General features: G+C 63.4%; 18 protein-coding genes. 13 read left to right on the forward strand and 5 right to left on the reverse strand.

Going from position 1 to position 16728, the window contains the following annotated elements:
* Positions 1 to 186 precede the first annotated feature (186 nt).
* The 3 genes from TM1040_RS05910 to TM1040_RS05920 all read left to right on the forward strand — a co-directional run bounded on the left by TM1040_RS05910 (position 187) and on the right by TM1040_RS05920 (position 2105).
* Positions 187 to 771, forward strand: a complete 585-nt coding sequence (locus TM1040_RS05910) for a TetR/AcrR family transcriptional regulator (RefSeq protein ID WP_011537667.1) — start codon at positions 187 to 189, stop codon at positions 769 to 771.
* Between the two features lie 136 nt (positions 772 to 907).
* Positions 908 to 1474 (forward strand): carboxymuconolactone decarboxylase family protein, encoded by a 567-nt coding sequence (locus tag TM1040_RS05915; protein ID WP_011537668.1) that lies wholly within the window; start codon positions 908 to 910, stop codon positions 1472 to 1474.
* A 73-nt stretch (positions 1475 to 1547) separates the two neighbouring features.
* Positions 1548 to 2105, forward strand: a complete 558-nt coding sequence (locus TM1040_RS05920) for a thioredoxin family protein (protein WP_011537669.1) — start codon at positions 1548 to 1550, stop codon at positions 2103 to 2105.
* Positions 2106 to 2191: 86 nt separating this feature from the next.
* Here TM1040_RS05920 and TM1040_RS05925 read toward each other — a convergent pair whose 3' ends face one another.
* On the reverse strand, positions 2192 to 3064 hold the full coding sequence (locus TM1040_RS05925) for a LysR substrate-binding domain-containing protein (RefSeq protein WP_011537670.1): 873 nt from the start codon (positions 3062 to 3064) through the stop codon (positions 2192 to 2194).
* A 105-nt stretch (positions 3065 to 3169) separates the two neighbouring features.
* On the opposite strand from TM1040_RS05925, the gene TM1040_RS05930 reads away from it, so the two are divergent.
* The 7 genes from TM1040_RS05930 (at position 3170) to TM1040_RS05960 (ending at position 10058) form a co-directional block, all read left to right on the forward strand.
* Positions 3170 to 4285 (forward strand): polyamine ABC transporter substrate-binding protein, encoded by a 1116-nt coding sequence (locus TM1040_RS05930; RefSeq protein WP_011537671.1) that lies wholly within the window; start codon positions 3170 to 3172, stop codon positions 4283 to 4285.
* 87 nt (positions 4286 to 4372) lie between these two features.
* A complete protein-coding gene (locus tag TM1040_RS05935) occupies positions 4373 to 5260 on the forward strand; it encodes an ABC transporter permease (protein WP_011537672.1) in 888 nt (295 codons plus the stop codon).
* Between the two features lie 3 nt (positions 5261 to 5263).
* Positions 5264 to 6085 carry an ABC transporter permease gene (locus tag TM1040_RS05940; RefSeq protein ID WP_011537673.1) on the forward strand — a complete coding sequence of 274 codons (822 nt, stop codon included), beginning with the start codon at positions 5264 to 5266 and terminating at the stop codon, positions 6083 to 6085.
* Complete coding sequence (locus TM1040_RS05945; RefSeq protein WP_011537674.1) at positions 6082 to 7200, forward strand: ABC transporter ATP-binding protein; 1119 nt, start codon at positions 6082 to 6084, stop codon at positions 7198 to 7200. Before TM1040_RS05940 ends, TM1040_RS05945 begins: the two co-directional genes overlap by 4 nt.
* The gene (locus TM1040_RS05950) at positions 7197 to 8465 is read left to right on the forward strand and encodes an amidase family protein (protein ID WP_011537675.1); all 1269 of its coding nucleotides are present in this window, start codon (positions 7197 to 7199) and stop codon (positions 8463 to 8465) included. The genes TM1040_RS05945 and TM1040_RS05950 overlap by 4 nt, the downstream gene beginning before the upstream one ends.
* Entirely contained in the window at positions 8462 to 9370 is a 909-nt protein-coding gene (locus TM1040_RS05955; RefSeq protein ID WP_011537676.1) for a polysaccharide deacetylase family protein, read from the forward strand. The genes TM1040_RS05950 and TM1040_RS05955 overlap by 4 nt, the downstream gene beginning before the upstream one ends.
* Positions 9357 to 10058, forward strand: coding sequence for a DUF1989 domain-containing protein (locus TM1040_RS05960; protein ID WP_011537677.1), 702 nt, complete (start codon positions 9357 to 9359; stop codon positions 10056 to 10058). Before TM1040_RS05955 ends, TM1040_RS05960 begins: the two co-directional genes overlap by 14 nt.
* 74 nt (positions 10059 to 10132) lie before the next feature.
* On the opposite strand, the gene TM1040_RS05965 is transcribed toward TM1040_RS05960, so the two are convergent.
* Positions 10133 to 10801, reverse strand: coding sequence for an FMN-dependent NADH-azoreductase (locus TM1040_RS05965; protein WP_011537678.1), 669 nt, complete (start codon positions 10799 to 10801; stop codon positions 10133 to 10135).
* Between the two features lie 169 nt (positions 10802 to 10970).
* Here TM1040_RS05965 and TM1040_RS05970 point away from each other — a divergent pair, with 169 nt between their 5' ends.
* Positions 10971 to 11873 (forward strand): LysR substrate-binding domain-containing protein, encoded by a 903-nt coding sequence (locus tag TM1040_RS05970; RefSeq protein ID WP_011537679.1) that lies wholly within the window; start codon positions 10971 to 10973, stop codon positions 11871 to 11873.
* Between the two features lie 38 nt (positions 11874 to 11911).
* Here TM1040_RS05970 and TM1040_RS05975 read toward each other — a convergent pair whose 3' ends face one another.
* Positions 11912 to 12766: a LysR family transcriptional regulator gene (locus tag TM1040_RS05975; protein ID WP_011537680.1), complete on the reverse strand. Its 855-nt coding sequence runs from the start codon at positions 12764 to 12766 to the stop codon at positions 11912 to 11914.
* A gap of 99 nt (positions 12767 to 12865) precedes the next feature.
* Between TM1040_RS05975 and TM1040_RS05980 the strand changes: the two genes are divergently transcribed.
* Positions 12866 to 14014 carry a 2-trimethylaminoethylphosphonate dioxygenase gene (locus TM1040_RS05980; RefSeq protein ID WP_011537681.1) on the forward strand — a complete coding sequence of 383 codons (1149 nt, stop codon included), beginning with the start codon at positions 12866 to 12868 and terminating at the stop codon, positions 14012 to 14014.
* Complete coding sequence (locus TM1040_RS05985) at positions 14011 to 14601, forward strand: (R)-1-hydroxy-2-trimethylaminoethylphosphonate oxygenase (protein WP_011537682.1); 591 nt, start codon at positions 14011 to 14013, stop codon at positions 14599 to 14601. Before TM1040_RS05980 ends, TM1040_RS05985 begins: the two co-directional genes overlap by 4 nt.
* 231 nt (positions 14602 to 14832) lie before the next feature.
* Here the strand turns inward: TM1040_RS05985 and TM1040_RS05990 are convergent, their stop codons facing one another.
* Together TM1040_RS05990 and TM1040_RS05995 are read right to left on the reverse strand one after the other, a co-directional pair.
* Entirely contained in the window at positions 14833 to 15261 is a 429-nt protein-coding gene (locus tag TM1040_RS05990) for a YqaA family protein (RefSeq protein WP_011537683.1), read from the reverse strand.
* 1 nt (position 15262) lies between these two features.
* Positions 15263 to 16588, reverse strand: a complete 1326-nt coding sequence (locus TM1040_RS05995) for an MFS transporter (RefSeq protein ID WP_011537684.1) — start codon at positions 16586 to 16588, stop codon at positions 15263 to 15265.
* Positions 16589 to 16728 lie beyond the last annotated feature (140 nt).

Consider the following 16728-nt stretch of genomic DNA (forward strand, 5'->3'; position numbering starts at 1 on the left):
ATACGAGTTGTTCTGGGCGTGATCCGGTCTGGCCGGTCGGGTTGATGCGCGCGGGCGAGAAGTCTGGCTAGGGTGGCCCAGACTGTCGCTGCGTTCTATCCCCCCGTGGGCGCCCCAAAAACGATTGTGCACAGACAATTCATCCGGGGGCTTGAAGGTTTATGAACGCGTGTCCATATACGCGTCATGACACGCACCGGACGCCCCAGATCCTTTGACGAAGACACCGCACTCCAGGCGGCGATGACCGCGTTTTGGGAAGGCGGGTACACTGGCACCACCTATCGCGACCTCGAACAAGCCACCGGCCTTCGGCGGCAAAGCCTGACCTACGCGTTTGGTGAAAAGCCCGATTTGTTCCGGCGTGCGCTGGCGCTTTATATCGACCAAAGGGTGCGCAAGGCCTGCGCGTTGCTCGCCCAAGATGCGCCGTTCAGGGACAATCTGAGTGCGCTGCTGAACGCCTGGGAGGCGGATGCGTCTTCTGGCAATGGCCGCGGGTGCCTGTTGGTGCGCGCCACCGCCGAGGTTGGGCTTGATCCGCATATGACCTCGGAAATACGCCGGGGTGACACCCTGTTGTTGCAGGCGCTCACGCAGGCCTTTGACCGCGCACAACTGGCGGGCGAGATACCCTCTGCCGCGCCCCCAGAGGCATTGGCCCGGTTGGTGATCTCGGTCGGCAATGGCGCCATGACGCAGGCCGTGGCCCGCCAAGATCCGGAGGTATCCCGTGCCGCGCATGACGCGCTGCTCTCACTTTTGACCTAGGCCCTGATAGATCCGCCTGACGCCTTCGGGTCCCGGTCCATTCATTGCGGACAATTTATGTTCGCTTGTCCATAATCTATCGAGTGCCGGCCTCGATGGATTGTCATCCTCCCGACTCGCCGGCTTGGAGTAAGACATGACCGTGTTCACCCATCATTCGATCGAAACCGCCCCCGAAGCTGCAAAGCCGCTGATGGAACAGGCCGTGAAGGACTATGGCATGCTGCCTGGCCTTTATCAGGTGATGTCCGCGTCGCCGGAGCTGCTGGAGAGCTATTTCAAACTGCATGAGCTGTTTGAGCGCACCGCGCTTTCGGTCACCGAGCGCAACATCGTGTGGCTGACGATCAACGTCGAGCATGATTGCCACTACTGCGTGCCCGCACATACCGCCATTGCCAAGATGCAGGGGGTCGATGACGAGATTGTCGCCGCTCTGCGGGAGGAGCGTCCGCTTGCCGATCCGCGCCTTGAGGCGCTGCGCCAGTTCACACTGATCCTCGTGCGCGAGCGGGGCAATGCTCCAAAGGCAGAGGTGGAGCGCTTTCTTCAGGCCGGGTTCGAGCCGCGCGCGATCCTCGATATTCTTGTTGGTTTGGCGCAGAAGGTTCTGTCGAACTACACCAACCACCTCGCAGAGACGCCAGTAGACGCGCCGTTCCAGGCGTTTGCCTGGGAGAAAACAGCCGTCGCTGCGGAATAACGCCCACGCGTTTTGCCCCCGGTCCCGCGCATCCGTGCGGGGCCACCATAAATTTATGCAAGGATTATGCCGCATGCTGCGCGACACGCCCCTTTGTTCCTTCGGCTGGAAGGCACCTGATTTCACGCTGCGCGATCCCGAGGGTCGCCCCTATACGATGTCCGATCATCTCGGCGAGAAGGGGCTGCTTGTGGCCTTTCTCTGCAACCACTGCCCCTATGTGCAGGCGGTTGCCGACCGGCTGGCAGAGGATACTGGTACTTTGTTGGACGAGGGCATTGGCGTGCTGGCGGTCATGTCGAACGACTATCACGCGGTGCCGATGGACCATCCGGCCTATATGCAGCGGTTTGCGCGCGAAGTGGGCTGGCGTTTTCCCTATCTCGTTGATGAGGATCAGTCGGTTGGGCAGGCTTGGGGCGCGGTTTGCACGCCGGACTTCTTTGGCCTCAATGCCGCGGGCGCGTTGCAATATCGCGGTCGTCTGGACAACGCCCGTTTTGATGCGCCTGCAGGTCGCAACCGCGAGCTGGTCGCGGCCATGCGGCAGATCGCGATGACGGGTGAGGGGCCACAAGAACAGTTGTCGTCGATGGGATGTTCGATCAAATGGCGCAGCGCCAGAGGTTGAGGCCCGATCCCGCGACGCCCGGACCGTCGCTGTGATCTGATCCATTCGGGAAGCTGTTGCAGAACTCTGTGGGGGCCTCGCGTCGCTCAGCTCTCCTTGGCGGCCTCTCTGATCCAATCGGTGAAGACCCTTACACCCTGTTTGTTGCGCGACAGCGGGTTGCGCACGAGGTAAAAGGCAAACCCGTGAAGCTCGGGGCCGGGGACCTGTTGGTAGCGACCCGACTGCAGGCCTTCGTCGGCGAGCGCGCTGCTGGACAAAAGCAGCCCCAACCCTCGGTCCAGCGCATTGAAGGCCGAGCTTTCATCGCTGAAGCGGGTCATGCGTTCGGCGGGGAAGGGCTCTCCGGCTGCCTTGAACCAATCTTCCCAGACTGGCCCGCCCATATCCGCATTGCGCCAGCGAAATCCCAGCAGGCGGCTTTCTTGCAGGTCCGCCTCGGGCTGGCTGGCCAGCCGCAGGGGGATGAAACGGTCCGAGAACAGGACTTCGGCGTGTTCCGTTGCCGCGGTCTGGGGCCCGTAGCGGATCGCCAAATCCAGCCGATCTGCGCGTAAATCAAGGATGGCGTCATCCGTCTCCACCTCGACGCGGATGTCGGGGTGCTGCTCGAAAAACCCCGTCAGGCGCGGCACCAGCCAACGCTCGGCAAAGGCATAGGTGGCCGTGACCCGCACCAGGGATTGCTCCACATCCTTGTCGAGCATCGCAAAGGCTTCTCCGAGTGTGTCGAACGCCATCTGCAGCTTGGGAAACAATTCCTGGCCTGCGGGGGTGAGGGCGATCTGGCGGGGGCGGCGCTCAATCAGTTGAAACCCGAGATAGGCCTCAAGATGCCTGATCTGGTGGCTGATCGCGGTGGCCGTCACCCCGAGTTCATCGCCCGCATCGGCAAAACTGAGCCGTCTGGCGACAGCCTCGAAGGCACGAATTGCGTTGAGCGGCGGGAGTTTACGCATTGCACGCCTCGGGTGAGAAAAGAAATCTCAGCATGGGCTGACGAATGGTCATTTGTTTTTCGGCCTCCTCTTTCTGAAGCTTGTGGAATGAAAAGGGAGGATAAAATGACACTAAATATTATCACCACCCGCCGGCGTCTGATCAAGGGGGGGATCGCAGCAGCGGCCACCCTTGCGGCCCCGTCCGTCCTGCGTGCCCAAGGGCGTCGCGATCTGTCGATGCTGACATGGGCCGGCCATGCGGACCCGGATGTGATCGGCGCGTTTGAAGAGGCGCATAACGTGCGCATCCGCGCCAAGGAATATGTCGGCGGCGATCAGATGCTGGCGCAGATCGCGCAGTCCCCGGCGGGCACTTATGATGTGATCCTGTCGGATGCGGAATATGTGGTGCAGCTGCAGCAAGCCGGGTTCATCGACCCGCTCTCGCCCGAGGATTATCCGTTTGACGACTTTTTCCCCGAGTTCCAGAATTTCCGTGGGCATTGGTTCGACGGCCAGCCCTACGCGGTGTTTCTGAGGTTCGGCTTTCTGGGCCTGTCGCATCATCGCGGCGCCATGAGCGAGGCGGAGGCGCGCAGCTATCGTAGCATGTGGGAGACCCGCCACGAGGGGCGGATCGGCCATTTTGACTGGCATCTGCCCAACCTGGGGGCCCTGAGCCTCATGAATGGCAACGCGGCGCCCTTTGATCTCGGTGCGGGAGATTGGGCGGTGCTCACAGAGACGATGATGTCGCTGCGCCCGCAGGTGCGCGGGTTCTATGATTATGGCGGCATGCTGTCGGCGCTGCGGTCCGGAGAGGTTACCGCGATCCCCGGCATTGGTGACTGGATCACGGGCGTCCTTGCCCGAGATGGTGCCGATGTCACCACGACTATCCCCGAGGAAGGGGGACTGCAGTGGACCGAGTCGCTGTCGATTGGCACCCGCTCCCGGAACCCGGATCTGGCGCGTCAGTTCATCCAGTACATGCTCTCGCCCGACGGGCAGGTCAAAACCGCGACGCTCAAGGCCTATCCGGCGATGATCCCGACGCGGTCGGGCTGGGCGCGGTTGAACGCAGAGCAACCGGGCGAGGCCAAACGTCAGAACATGGTGCTGAACGGCCCCAATGCGCTGGATGAAATCCGCGCCGGGCGGATCCGTCTGCGCGAGCTTCCGGTACAGCAATCGCTGGAAACCTGGAACGACGCCTGGACCCGGTACAAGAACGCCTGATGCCTGCGTGAGCCCCTATCCGGGCCGTCTCTGAGCCCTGTTTGCCCCGCATGGGGGCCGGGGCGACCGCTTCTTGGAGATCTCGATATGACGTCTTATTTTTCTCCGGCACCCGCCTCGGTGCGCCGGACCCCGTTTCTGTTTGGCCGTTTCTGGCGGGCGCTCTGGGTGCTGCCGCTGCCGGTCTGGCTGCTGCTGTTTTTTGCGGTGCCGCTAGGCCTGCTGGTGGCGATTTCCTTCTGGTCGGTGGTGAACTACCGGCTCACACCTGACGCCACGCTCTCGGCCTGGCGCTATGTGCTGGGGCTCGAGTTCCTCTGGGCGAGCTTCTGGCGCAGCTACGGCCTTGCCATGGCCAGCGCGGTCGCGATTTCGCTTTTGGCGTTTCCGGCGTCCTACGCGATGGCCTTTGTGGTGGCACCGCGGCAGCGGCTGATCCTGCTGGGGCTGGCGATTGCACCGTTTTTCACAAGCTATCTGGTGCGGGTTTACTCCTGGCAGGTCTTCCTGACCGAGGGCGGCGTGATCCCGTCGATTGTGCAAGCCCTGGGTGGCAGCGGCGAGAGCCTGCTCAACACCTATTTCGCGCTGTTTCTGGGACATGCAACCCTGGCGCTTCCGGTGGTGCTGATCCTGCAGACCATCGCGCTTGTGAATGTGGACCGGACCGGGATTTCTGCGGCGGCAAACCTTGGCGCACGTCCCGGAGCCATCCTGTTGCAGGTGATCCTGCCCGCCGCCCGGCCCGGACTCACGCTGGGGCTGCTGTTTGCGTTTCTGCTCTCCTATGCCGAGTTCGTCAGCGCGTCTTATCTCGGGGGCGGCAGCTTTCAGACCCTCCCGATCCTCGTGACGGATCTGGTGCGGGCAGGCCAGCAATGGCCACGCGCCGCCGTGGTGGCGCTGATGATGATCGCAAGCCTTTTGATCACGGCCTTTGTCACCGTCCTCTGGGCGTACCGCGAGAAAGGATAAGCCATGCCTGTTCATCTGAAACATGCCCTTCCCAAAGCCTTCTGGATTGGCGGCCTCGTTCTGGTGTTCGTGCTGCTTTATGCCCCGATCCTGTCGGCCGTGATGTTCTCTTTCAGCGCCGATCGCTTCCCCAGCCTCAGCCTGTCGGGGTTCAGTTCCAAATGGTATGCGCAAGTCCTCAGCGACCGCGCCATGCTGGACGCCCTCTGGAACAGCCTGCGCGTGGCCATGCTCACAGCGCTCATCGCGACGGCGCTTGGATTTGCCGCGGCTTATGCAGATTATCGGTTCCGTTTTACCGGCCAGAGAGCCGTTCTGGCGCTGGCCTTGTTACCGCCGACGGTGCCGCTGGTGATCCTGGGGCTTGCCATGCTCGCCTTTTTCTCTCGCATCGGGATCGCAGGGACCTTGATGGCGGTGGTGGCCGCCCATGTGGTGATCGCGGCACCTTTTGCGATGGCGGTCTGCCGCCTGCGGCTGGCGCAGCTTGATGACAGCCTTGAAATTGCGGCTCAGAACCTCGGCGCGCTGCCGCATTCTGCGCTCACCCGGATCGTTCTGCCCCATACTCTGCCCGCGATCTTTGCAGCCTTTCTCATCACCTTTGCCGTGTCCTTTGATGAATATGTCATCTCCTGGTTCACCGGGGGGCTCAACCAGACCATCCCGGTTGCGGTTCTGACCACGCTGCAGGGGCAGGTGGACCCCACGATCCATGTGATCGGCACATTGAGTTTTTCCGTCACGCTGACGCTGGTTCTGATCGCGCTTGGCGTGGTCCTGACCCAGAGCAGCGGCGCCATGTCCAAGGAGGAGACAACATGACCCACTCACATCTGAAACTGGATGGGCTGGCCAAGTCCTATGGCAGCTTTGTTGCCGTCGAGGAGGTCTCGCTGGATATTGCCGAAGGGGAGTTCATCGCCATCATGGGGCCGTCCGGCTGCGGCAAGACCACTAGCCTGCGCATGCTGGCCGGGCTTGAGACCGCAGACCGGGGCGAGATCACCCTGGCAGGCACCCGGATCGACCAGTTGCCGGTCTGGGAGCGCGAAACCCCGATGGTCTGGCAGAGCCTTGCGCTGTTTCCGTTTATGACCGTGCGTGAAAACGTCGAGTTCGGGCTGAAGATGCGCGGTGTTTCCAGGACCGAGCGCCGTCACCGCGCCGATGACTGGCTGGAGCGGCTGGGCATCTCGGGGTACGCGGATCGCAATGTGGCGCGGCTCTCTGGGGGGCAGCGGCAACGCGTCGCGCTGGCGCGCAGCCTTGTCCTTGAACCCAAGGTGTTGCTTCTGGATGAGCCGCTGTCGGCACTGGATGCCCATATGGCGATCAAGATGCAGGGTGAGCTGAAAAAGCTGCAGCGTGAGCTGGGTATCACCTTTGTCTATGTGACCCACAGCCATTCTGAGGCTTTCTCGCTTGCGGATCGTGTTGTCATCATGAACGGTGGCCGGGTCGAGCAGATTGGCAGCCCGCAGGACATCTTCTTGCGCCCGCGCAGCAAGTTTGTCGCGCAGTTTGTCGGCGGCATCAGCCTGTTGGAAGGCAAGATTGCCGGCACCCCAGGGGGCAAGCGGTATCTGGAGACCCGAGACGGCAAGGTTCAGCTTGCAGGCAGTTTTACGCACGCGGAGGGTGCGCGCGCCGATCTGGCAGTGCGGGCGGACCGGATCTCGGTGACGGCCAACCCGGGCTGGGGCGAAAACGAGATCGCCTGCACATTGGTGTCGGAAGAGTTCGCCGGCGCGGTGGTCAACCTGCATCTGACCACGGCCTCCGGGCACAGCCTTGTGGCGCAGGTTCAGCAGCGCGAACTGGAGCAACTCGACGCCAGCATTGGCGCGCAGGTCTATGCCTCCTGGCACCCGAGCGACGGATTCCTTCTCGAGCCGCCGCAGGCCGAGGGGGGCGATGCGAGGGGCAGGGCGGCATGAGCGCTGTCCTCGAGGCCACCCAAGAGGCGCTGAGCCGCGCCGAGCAAGCGCCGGAGGTGTTCCTGTCGCGCTTGCCGGAGCGCGCCCGCGCAGAAGCCCGAGAAAGCGCGGCGCGTCGCTCCAAGCTGGGCCCGCTTGATGGGGCGACAATCTCCTGGAAGGACATGATTGCCCTAAAGGGTGTCGCGGCGCGTGCAGGCGCGGCCCATGACCCGAAGCTGGCGCCCGCCGTTTCGGATGCAGACGTCGTGACCCGTGCGCGCAGGGCGGGGCTTGTCAGCATCGGTATCACCAACCAGTCCGAGCTTGCGTTTTCCGGGATCGGTTACAATCCGCATCACGGCACCCCGCTCCTTGAGGGGCGGGTGCCGGGGGGATCGTCCTCGGGAGCGGCGGCTTCGGTGGCGCGGGGGATCACCCGGCTCGCGGTGGGCACGGATACCGCTGGCTCTTGCCGGGTGCCAGCGGCGTTTCAGGGCGTGGTGGGCTTTCGCCCCACACGCGGGCGCTACCCGATGGCGGGGGTGATGCCGCTTGCCCCGAGTTACGACACCGTAGGCGGCTTTGCCCGCTCGGTGAGTGACATGATCGCGCTGGATGCGGTGCTCTCGGGCGATGAGACCTGTGCGGATGCGGCCAGCAGCCTTGGGGTGCTCCATGAGGTGCTTGGGGCTGGTGATGTGGCTACAGGGGTCGCGGCGTCTTTCAAAGCGGCGGTGGTCCGACTTGCTGAGGCGGGGCTGAAGATGGAGCGCGCCAGACAGTCGCCCCTTCTGGACGCATTGGCGCTGATCGCTGCAGGGGGCTGGCCCGGCGCGCGTGAGGCGGTGGACACCTACGGGCATCTGTTGGCTCCCGAGACGGCTCTGCGCCTTGACCCCTTTGTTGCGGAGCGGTTGCGTGTGTCGGCCCGCCTGGACCGCGAACCACTCGAAAAGGTCAAAAGGCAGGCCTGCAGTCTGCGCGCCAGGATGCAGACCGAAGACACCCTCTATGTGTTGCCCACCGTCGCCATCGAGGCGCCCCTTCTGGCGCCGCTCTTGGCAGACCCGGAGGCCTTTGCCGCCACCAATGCCGCTGCCCTGCGCCTGACGATGCCTGCCAGCCTGCTCGATTTGCCAGCGATCTCGCTGCCCATCGGCCAGACGGAGGCGGGCTGCTGGGTGGGCCTGCAGCTGGTCGGGCCGCCACATAGCGACCGTCGTCTGCTCGCGACATCACAAACGGTCGAAAAGCTGTTGATGAGAAAGGATAAGCTCAGATGATCCGCAATCCGATAAAATGGCCCAATGGCGCCCGCTGCGCCTGTGCGATCACGTTTGATGTCGATGCCGACAGCCTGATCCATATCGCCCGTCCCGAAGACGCGCACCGCCGCCTCTATCCGATCAGCATGGGCCGCTATGGCCCCAATTCCGGCGTGCCGCGCATCCTGGACACCTATCGACGGCTTGGGCTCAAGCAGTCCTTCTTCATGCCCGGCTGGGTGATGGAGCGCTATCCCGAAACGGTTGAGGCGATCCTCGCCGGGGGCCATGAGATCGGTCATCACGGTTATCTGCACGAAGACCCCGCCGAGCAGAACGCCGAAGACCAGACCTATTGGTTCGAGCGCGCGCTGGAGGTGCACCGGCGCCTCACCGGTCGCACGCCGCGCGGCTACCGCGCCCCGGTCTATAACGTCACGCCCGAGGTGCTCTCGCTCGCGGTGCAGCATGGGCTGACCTATGAAAGTTCGATGATGGCGGATGATCTGCCCTACCGGATCGACACCCCAACGGGCGCGCTCTACGAGCTGCCGGTGCATTGGGGCAGTGATGATTGGCCACCCTTCGCGCATTTCGACGAGATCGGCTATAAGATGCCGGTGATGTCGCCACGTCGCGGGCTTGAGGCCTCTTTTGAAGAGTTTGAAGCGCAATATGAGGCCGGAGGTCTCTGGATCGGCATCTGGCATCCTTTTCTCACCGGGCGGCTGGCCCGCTGGCGGGTCGTGGAACGCTGGCTCGAAGCGGTGCTGGCGCGTGGCGATGTCTGGTTCGCACCGCTCGAAGAGATCGCCGCCTATGCGGCCTCCCAAGAGGCCGAAGGCCTTTGGCAGCCGCATCGCGAACCTGCCGCTCCCTACGCAAATCCCGTTTTGATGGAGAAAACGCATGACCAGTTTTGACCGCCCCTTTGAGGCCGCGCGGCCCGATGGCGAAAACCCAAGCGCCCATGAGACGCTGGCAGAAGGCGGACGACTGCGTCCCGAGGCGACCTATACCATTCCTGCCCGACAGGGGCGGGCGATCCGCATGGCACAGGGGGAGGCCTTGATGGTCATCAACCGGGATGGCAGCCAGATCGGGGATTTCTGGGCCTTTGTGGAGGGTGACTGTGGCGAGTACCTGTCAATGGAGCACCTGCGCCCGACGTTGAGGCGCGTCTCGCCGCGTCCCGGCGATGTGCTGGTGAGCAATCGCCGCCGTCCGATCCTGACGTTGCTGGAGGATAGTTCGCCCGGGGTCCACGACACGCTTGTGGCCTCCTGCGATGTGCATCGCTACGCGCAGCTTGGGCATGAGGGCTATCACGACAATTGCACCGACAACCTGCGCATGGCGCTGGGCGCGCTGGGTCTGCGCCCGACCACGGTGCCTTGTCCGCTGAACCTCTGGATGAACACCCCCGTGGTCGAGGGCGGCGCGATGGAATGGCGCCCTCCGGTCTCACGCAGGGGGGACCATGTGCTGTTTCGCGCGGAACTGGATGTCGTGGTGGTGATTTCCTGCTGCCCGATGGATCTCTTGCCAATCAACGGTGAGGAGGCGCAGCCCCGCGCGCTGGATGTGCGGCTGCGCCCAAGGCCCGCGTGACCTGGCGCGCAGATTGTCTGAGGCGCGCGGATCTTCATCCACGCGCCCGGTGGGTCTTGGCTTGGGCGTGGCGCTCAGGCGGCTTTTACCGCTGCACCGGCCAGATCTGCGGCGCGCGCGCGGGTGCGGGTCTCAGCCGAGGCTACCGATGCCTCGTGGCGCGCGTCCTTGAACTCCTGGTATTCGATCGCGATTGTTTCGATGTCGGCTTGCGCAACGCCAAAGTAATGCGCGCAGGCTGCCAGCGCCGGATCAAGCGCATTGAGATGCGCGCGCGCGCCCCCGGGCGCGAAGCCGAACTCGCCGCGCGAGGAGAGCACCACCAGCCGTTTGCCCGAGAGGATCGGCTCAATCGGGGTGTCGCCACGCGCCAGATCAAAGGAAAAGGTCCGGCCAATCCGCGCGACATGGTCGATCCAGCCCTTCAGTGCGGTGGGCATACCGTAGTTGTACATCGGCGCGCCAAGCACGAGAATGTCGGCCGCGATCACCTCATCGACCAGTTCATCCGACAGCGCCAGACGCTCGGCCATCCACGGCTCTCTGTCCTCGGGTGGGGTAAAGGCGGCGTGGATGAATTTGTGGTCGATCGCAGGGATCGGCTCACGCCCGACATCGCGGGTAATGACCTTAGTGTCGGGGGCCTTGGCGAGGAATTCCTTGGTGAACACATCGGTCAGGTGACGGGTGAGGGAGCGTTCTTCAAGCTGGGCGCTTGCATCAATTCGCAACAGAGTGGGCATTGGCAATCTCCTGTGTCCATGCACTATGCGCCTTGCCTAACAAGCGCGCGCAGCACTGGCGAAAGCGAATATCTCAGGCTCGGGATGAAGCAGATTCATCCACCTGTCGGCCAGATTGATCCCAAAGACATCGCCTCAGACAGAACGCCAGACAGAAAGGATGAGACCGATGCGGCGCTTGCCTCCGCTCCATGCACTTCGCGCCTTTGAAGCTGCTGCACGGCACCTGCATTTTGCGCGGGCCGCGGCAGAGCTCCACTTGACGCCAACGGCGATCAGCCACCAGATCCGGCTCCTCGAAGAGATACTCGGTGTCAAACTCTTTCACCGCTACCCGCGCCCGATCCGGCTGTCGGCAGAGGGCGCGGCGCTTTATCCGGTTCTGCGTGAGGGTTTTGATCGCATGGCCGATGTGATCGCTGCGCTTTCAGCACCAGATGCGCGCCGCCCGCTGACGGTCTCGGTCACGGTGGCCTTCGCGAGCCTCTGGCTGATGCGGCGTCTGCCCGCTCTGCGCAACGAGGCGGGGTTGAACCTCAAGGTCGAAGCCGACAATCAACCGGTGGATCTTTCCGGGGGGGATGTGGATTTTGCGGTGCGATACGCCCGACAGCCCGGCCCGGAGGGGCATTGGCGGGCACTTTTCGAGGACCGGCTGGTGCCGCTCTGCGCGCCCGACCTGCTCTGTCGGCACCCGGTTGTGCGGGACGCGGATGTGCTGGGGTTGCCTCTGATTGCCTACCGCTGGAGCGGGGGGGCGGAGGCCGCGCCAAGCTGGCACGGCTGGTCGCGCGCCGCGGGGCTTTCGCAGGACGTGCCGGAGGTCTCGCAGCATTTTTCCGAGGAAATTCATGCTATTGATTCCGCGATTGCAGGGCAGGGTGTGGTGCTTGCATCCAGCGTTCTGGCCGCCGCATCCGTTGCCGCCGGGCAATTGAAGCCGCTGTCCACAACCTCATTGCCGGGGCGCAGCTTTTGGGCGGTTGCGCGCAACGATCACCCGCGTCTCGAGGAGGTGGAGCGTTTTGCCGCCTGGGCGCGCGACTCTGCAGAGGCGCCGGTTGCCCCTTAGCGGCTGCCTGACCCGATGGGCATCCTGAACGGTCGCGGTCAGATCTCGGTGATCGCCTGTGTGAGCGCCTGCCATTGGTCGCGCGACACACCCTCTGGGCTCGTCAGCATCCAGTAGGTCTCGTGATGGGGCAGGGAAGCCGTGCTGAGCCGCACCAAGGCGCCGCTGTCCAGAGCCTCTGCGCAGAGGGGCAGAGAGGCCAGAAACACACCAAGCCCGGCCTTGGCCGCGCCAAGCGCCGACAGGTGAGTGTCGAACCTGAGACTTGGCAAGGGCGTGGTCGGGATACCAAAGCGTGCCGCCCAGGCGTGCCAACCCGGGCGCGGACCCGCGCAGGCGATGCGGGGCAAGCCGGTCCAATGCGGCGCGCCCGCCACAAGCGCGGGGGCTGCGACGGGTGCGATCTCTTCCTTGTAGAGGCTGGCGCGGTAGGCATGCGGCCAGTTGCCTGAACCATAGCGAATTCGGATCACATCGTCTTGAGGCGCGTCATGGGCACCAACAACCATGGACTGCACCGAGATTTCAGCATTGGTCAGCGTTTGCAGGCGGGCCAGTCTGGGCAGGAGCCACAGCTCGATCACGGTCTGGCTGGCCGAAAGCGTAAGACGCTGGCGGCTGGTGCCAAAGACGGCCTCTGTGCTGTCGCGCAACCCTTCGAGCGCAAGTCGGACGTGGGGCACCCAGGCTTCGCCCTCTACCGTGAGCGAGATGGCGCGGGCCCGGCGGTGAAAAAGGGGCGTGCCAAGAAGCTGCTCCAGCTGTCCGATCCGCTGGCTCACTGCGGCCTGTGTCAGCCCGAGTTCCTCTGCGGCGGCGGTAAAGCTGCCAAGGCGCGCGGCGGCTTCGAAGGCGCGGATCCATTCAAGCGGAGGCAGGCGATCTTTATTCATAAGGAAAACCACGTCTCAGGTCATATATTCCTGATTTGTGTTTATTGATTGGCCCTGAGAGACTCCAGTGAAATCGAAATCAATCCCGAAGGGCCTCTTATGCCGACACTCTCCGTTGACCCATCCGGAACCTATCTGAGCCTTGAAACCGCCACGGGTACGCAGCGGTTCCATGCGATCTGGCTGCGTGACAATGCGCAGGATGCCGAGACCCGCGCGCCGGGGAACGGCCAGCGGTTGATCGCCCTGCGCGATATCCCCGCTGACACAAGGATCGCCACCGCCCAGATCAACCCGGACGGGGTGGTGCAGGTGCGCTTTGCGCCAGAGGACAAGACCGTTGACTATGATCTTGCGTGGCTTGAGGCGCATTCCTACGACCGCGCTGCCCCCAGCACCCAAGGGTGGCTCGCCCAAGAAATCGAGCCATGGGATGCGGGGCTGATGGGCAATGTGCCATGTGGGGATTTTGCGGCGCTCGCCGAGGGTGGTCAGGCGCTGCGTGACTGGCTTGGGCAGATTGTGCGCTACGGCTTTGCCAAGCTCAAGAATGCCCCGGTGGAGCCGGGCGGGCTGTTCAAGGTGGTCGATCTCTTTGGCTTTGTGCGCGAGACCAACTACGGGCGGCATTTTGAGGTGCGTACCGAGGTGAACCCCACAAACCTTGCCTTCACCGGGCTCGGGCTTCAGGCGCATACGGACAACCCCTACCGCGATCCGGTGCCGACGCTTCAGGTGCTCTATTGCCTCGAGAGCTCTGCCGCCGGAGGCGAGAACATGGTGGTCGACGGCTTTGCCGCCGCGCTGCGCCTGCGCGAAGAAGACCCGGAGGGATTTGCGCTTTTGGCGACGCATTGTGCAAAGTTTGAATATGCGGGCGAGGCGAGCGTGTGTCTGACCTCTCGGCGTCCGATGATCGAGCTGGCACCGGATGGGGAGCTGATCGGCATTCGGTTCAACAATCGCTCCTGCGCCACCATCACGGATGTGCCCTTTGACAAGATGGAGGCGTATTATGCCGCCTACCGACGCCTTGGCGAGATCATTGATGATACGGCGATGGAGGTGACGTTCCGGCTCGAGCCGGGTGAGGCCTTTGTGGTCGACAACACCCGTGTTCTGCACGCGCGCAAGGGCTATTCGGGCGAGGGGACACGCTGGCTGCAAGGGTGCTACGCCGACAAGGACGGGCTGCGCTCCGCCTATCATGCGATGATGCGGGATGCGCGCGTGGAGGCTGCGGAATGAAGCCGGATATCGACAGCCTGAACCGCGAGACCATCGTAGCGTTTATCGGGTCGATTTTTGATCGCCGCGGGGACGAGGAATATCTGGGCGAGCCTGTGACGATGGGTGAACATATGTTGCAGGGCGCCACAATCGCAGAGCGCAACGGCCAGCCCGAAGAGATCATCGTCGGCGCGCTGCTGCATGATATCGGACATTTCACCAGTGAATTTGGCACGTTCACGATGGATGACACCGAGGATCGCCATCACGAGGATGCGGGCGCCGAGGTGCTGGAGCGGTTCTTCCCGTCAGTTGTCACAGACTGCTGCCGCTACCATGTGGCGGCCAAGCGGTATCTCTGTGCCACCCGGCCCGAGTATTTCAAGCGCCTCTCAGACGCTTCGGTCCACTCTTTGAACCTCCAAGGGGGTCCGATGTCACCAGAAGAGGTGAGCGCCTTCGAGCAGAACCCGAACCTCAAGCAGATCATCGCGGTGCGTTACCTCGACGAGGCGGGCAAGGTCGCCGGGATGGAGACACCCGACTTCTGGCATTTTGCCCCCATGGTGCAGCGGATGGTCGATCGGCATCTGTCTGCGGTCTGATCGCGCGCGATAGGCCCAGACAGAGCGTCGGTGGGCCGAGCACCGATTGAACGGTGGATCGCGCCCGGGCGCTTCTGGAGCGGGCGAAGGTCACCCGACATCGCATCACTTGATCTTTGCCCCCAGCAGCCAGGCTTTGACGCCTGGTTGTTGTCATGTGTGAGGTGGTTCTTGCATGGTGGAGAGAACGCTTCTGGTGGCCATACGTGCGCCTCAAGTTCCTGAAATGGCTCAGAGAAACCCCTGTGTGGCCATGGCGAGCACCACATAGCGGCCGCCCTTTGAGAGCGTGACAATCAAAAGGAAACGCCAGAGGGGCTCTTTCATCACGCCTGCCGCGAGCGTCAACGGATCGCCGACGATGGGCAACCAGCTGCCAAGCAGGCTCCAATAGCCCCAGCGCCGGTACCATCCGGCGGCTCTGGAGAGCTGTTGTTCGGAGACGGGAAACCAACGCCGGTCCGCATAGGCGGTGAGAAAGCGGCCCAAAACCCAGTTCACCACCGATCCAAGCACATTGCCGAGCGTGGCCGTCATGACCAGCAGTAGTGCAGAGTGACCCCCGGACAGCAGCAGCCCGACAAGCACCGCCTCGGATTGGGCAGGGATCAAAGTCGCGGCCAGAAACGCCGCGAAAAACAGACCAAGGAGGGCGATCATCCTATCCCTGCGTTGGCCAGTGACGGTGCAGATCGTCGATGATGATCGCGTGTTGATGCGGTGTGGTGCCAAATTGGCGCATGTGGGGATGGTCCGCCGGCAGGTCCTCATGGTCATGGAGGATCACGTCGGGCGCGTTCTTGGGCCAGAGCCGCAGGCAGGCAAGGATGCCGAGCCCGGAGAGGGCTGCCAGCACGACCAGTGCTGGCAATGGGCCAAGCCCCGTCATCAGCCAGCCTGACAGCGGATAGGTCAGCAGCCAGCAGGCGTGGGATAGCGCGAACTGCGCGGCAAAGATTGCAGGGCGGTCTTCGGCATGGGCGGAGCGGCGCAGCAAACGGCCCGAGGGCGTTTGTGTGCTTGAATAGCCGATCCCAACCAGAAACCACGCCACCAGCACGCCTGCCCAGGATAGATCGGCAAGGGCAATGACAGCCGCAAGACCAAGAAGCGCCCCCACCATCAGGGTGGCCCCGGCGATCATCACCGGACGGTCCTTGAGCGTGTCGAGCACCCGCGGCAGCGCCAAAGACGCCAGCATCGACCCGGCCCCGAAGGCAAAGAGGGTCCAGGCAAGCGCGCTCTCGGAGAGGCCAAGCTCTCCGCGTATCAGCACAACCGAGTTCACCAGCACCATGGCTCCGGCAGATGCGACCGCGAGGTTCAGGCACAAGAGCCCGCGCAGCCGAGGCGTGGCAAGGTAGATCCGAATACCGCGTGTGGTGCGGGCATAGATCCCGCGCCGCGTGCTTGGCTTGGGGCTGGGCAGGAGCACCGAGACCACAAGCAGCGCAGATCCCAGAAACCCGATCGCCGTGCCGAGGAACAGCGTGTTGTAGGCCATCACGGTCAACAGCAGCGCGGCCAGCGTCGGGCTGATGATATTTTCGAGATCATAGGCGAGACGCGACAGTGACAGCGCGCGGGTGTAGCGCTCCTCTTCGGGCAACACATCCGGAAGGGTTGCCTGAAAGGTGGGCGTAAAGGCGGCGGAGGCCGATTGCAGCAGGAAGATCAGCACATAGACCTGCCAGATCTCGGTCACGAAGGGCAGGGCGATGGCAACCCCGGCGCGAACCAGATCGAGGATCACGAGCAACTGGCGCCGGTTCACACTGTCGGCAAAGGCCCCGGCCACCGGCGCAATCCCCACATAAGCGACCATCTTCAGGGTAAAGACAGTGCCGAGCACCATCGCGGCGCTGTTGCCCGCCAGGTCATAGGCCAATAGCCCAAGCGCGACCGTCGACAGCCCCGTGCCCAACAGGGCGACGACCTGCGCGAGGAAAAGATGTCGGTAGGTGCGGTCTGCCAAAATCGAGAGCATCAGAAACCTCGGCGGGCTGGGGCGGGTCGACCGCGGGAATGATCCGGGCTGGGCGTGGGCTGCGCCATGAACAAGCGCTAGCGCCGCCAGAAGGATATGGCAAGGCGACAAACGGGCGCCGCGCCGGTGACAAATCCGAT

The organism is Ruegeria sp. TM1040 (assembly GCF_000014065.1).
Classification (GTDB): Bacteria; Pseudomonadota; Alphaproteobacteria; order Rhodobacterales; family Rhodobacteraceae; genus Epibacterium.

Excerpts from the sequence above, each read along its gene's own strand:
- TM1040_RS05935 (WP_011537672.1), top strand. The coding sequence starts at position 4,373 with ATGACGTCTTATTTTTCTCCGGCACCCGCCTCGGTGCGCCGGACCCCG.
- TM1040_RS05995 (WP_011537684.1), bottom strand. The coding sequence starts at position 16,588 with ATGCTCTCGATTTTGGCAGACCGCACCTACCGACATCTTTTCCTCGCG.
- TM1040_RS05930 (WP_011537671.1), top strand. The coding sequence starts at position 3,170 with ATGACACTAAATATTATCACCACCCGCCGGCGTCTGATCAAGGGGGGG.
- TM1040_RS05940 (WP_011537673.1), top strand. The coding sequence starts at position 5,264 with ATGCCTGTTCATCTGAAACATGCCCTTCCCAAAGCCTTCTGGATTGGC.
- TM1040_RS05990 (WP_011537683.1), bottom strand. The coding sequence starts at position 15,261 with ATGATCGCCCTCCTTGGTCTGTTTTTCGCGGCGTTTCTGGCCGCGACT.
- TM1040_RS05985 (WP_011537682.1), top strand. The coding sequence starts at position 14,011 with ATGAAGCCGGATATCGACAGCCTGAACCGCGAGACCATCGTAGCGTTT.
- TM1040_RS05920 (WP_011537669.1), top strand. The coding sequence starts at position 1,548 with ATGCTGCGCGACACGCCCCTTTGTTCCTTCGGCTGGAAGGCACCTGAT.
- TM1040_RS05915 (WP_011537668.1), top strand. The coding sequence starts at position 908 with ATGACCGTGTTCACCCATCATTCGATCGAAACCGCCCCCGAAGCTGCA.
- TM1040_RS05970 (WP_011537679.1), top strand. The coding sequence starts at position 10,971 with ATGCGGCGCTTGCCTCCGCTCCATGCACTTCGCGCCTTTGAAGCTGCT.
- TM1040_RS05960 (WP_011537677.1), top strand. The coding sequence starts at position 9,357 with ATGACCAGTTTTGACCGCCCCTTTGAGGCCGCGCGGCCCGATGGCGAA.
- TM1040_RS05950 (WP_011537675.1), top strand. The coding sequence starts at position 7,197 with ATGAGCGCTGTCCTCGAGGCCACCCAAGAGGCGCTGAGCCGCGCCGAG.
- TM1040_RS05910 (WP_011537667.1), top strand. The coding sequence starts at position 187 with ATGACACGCACCGGACGCCCCAGATCCTTTGACGAAGACACCGCACTC.
- TM1040_RS05980 (WP_011537681.1), top strand. The coding sequence starts at position 12,866 with ATGCCGACACTCTCCGTTGACCCATCCGGAACCTATCTGAGCCTTGAA.
- TM1040_RS05955 (WP_011537676.1), top strand. The coding sequence starts at position 8,462 with ATGATCCGCAATCCGATAAAATGGCCCAATGGCGCCCGCTGCGCCTGT.
- TM1040_RS05945 (WP_011537674.1), top strand. The coding sequence starts at position 6,082 with ATGACCCACTCACATCTGAAACTGGATGGGCTGGCCAAGTCCTATGGC.
- TM1040_RS05975 (WP_011537680.1), bottom strand. The coding sequence starts at position 12,766 with ATGAATAAAGATCGCCTGCCTCCGCTTGAATGGATCCGCGCCTTCGAA.
- TM1040_RS05965 (WP_011537678.1), bottom strand. The coding sequence starts at position 10,801 with ATGCCCACTCTGTTGCGAATTGATGCAAGCGCCCAGCTTGAAGAACGC.
- TM1040_RS05925 (WP_011537670.1), bottom strand. The coding sequence starts at position 3,064 with ATGCGTAAACTCCCGCCGCTCAACGCAATTCGTGCCTTCGAGGCTGTC.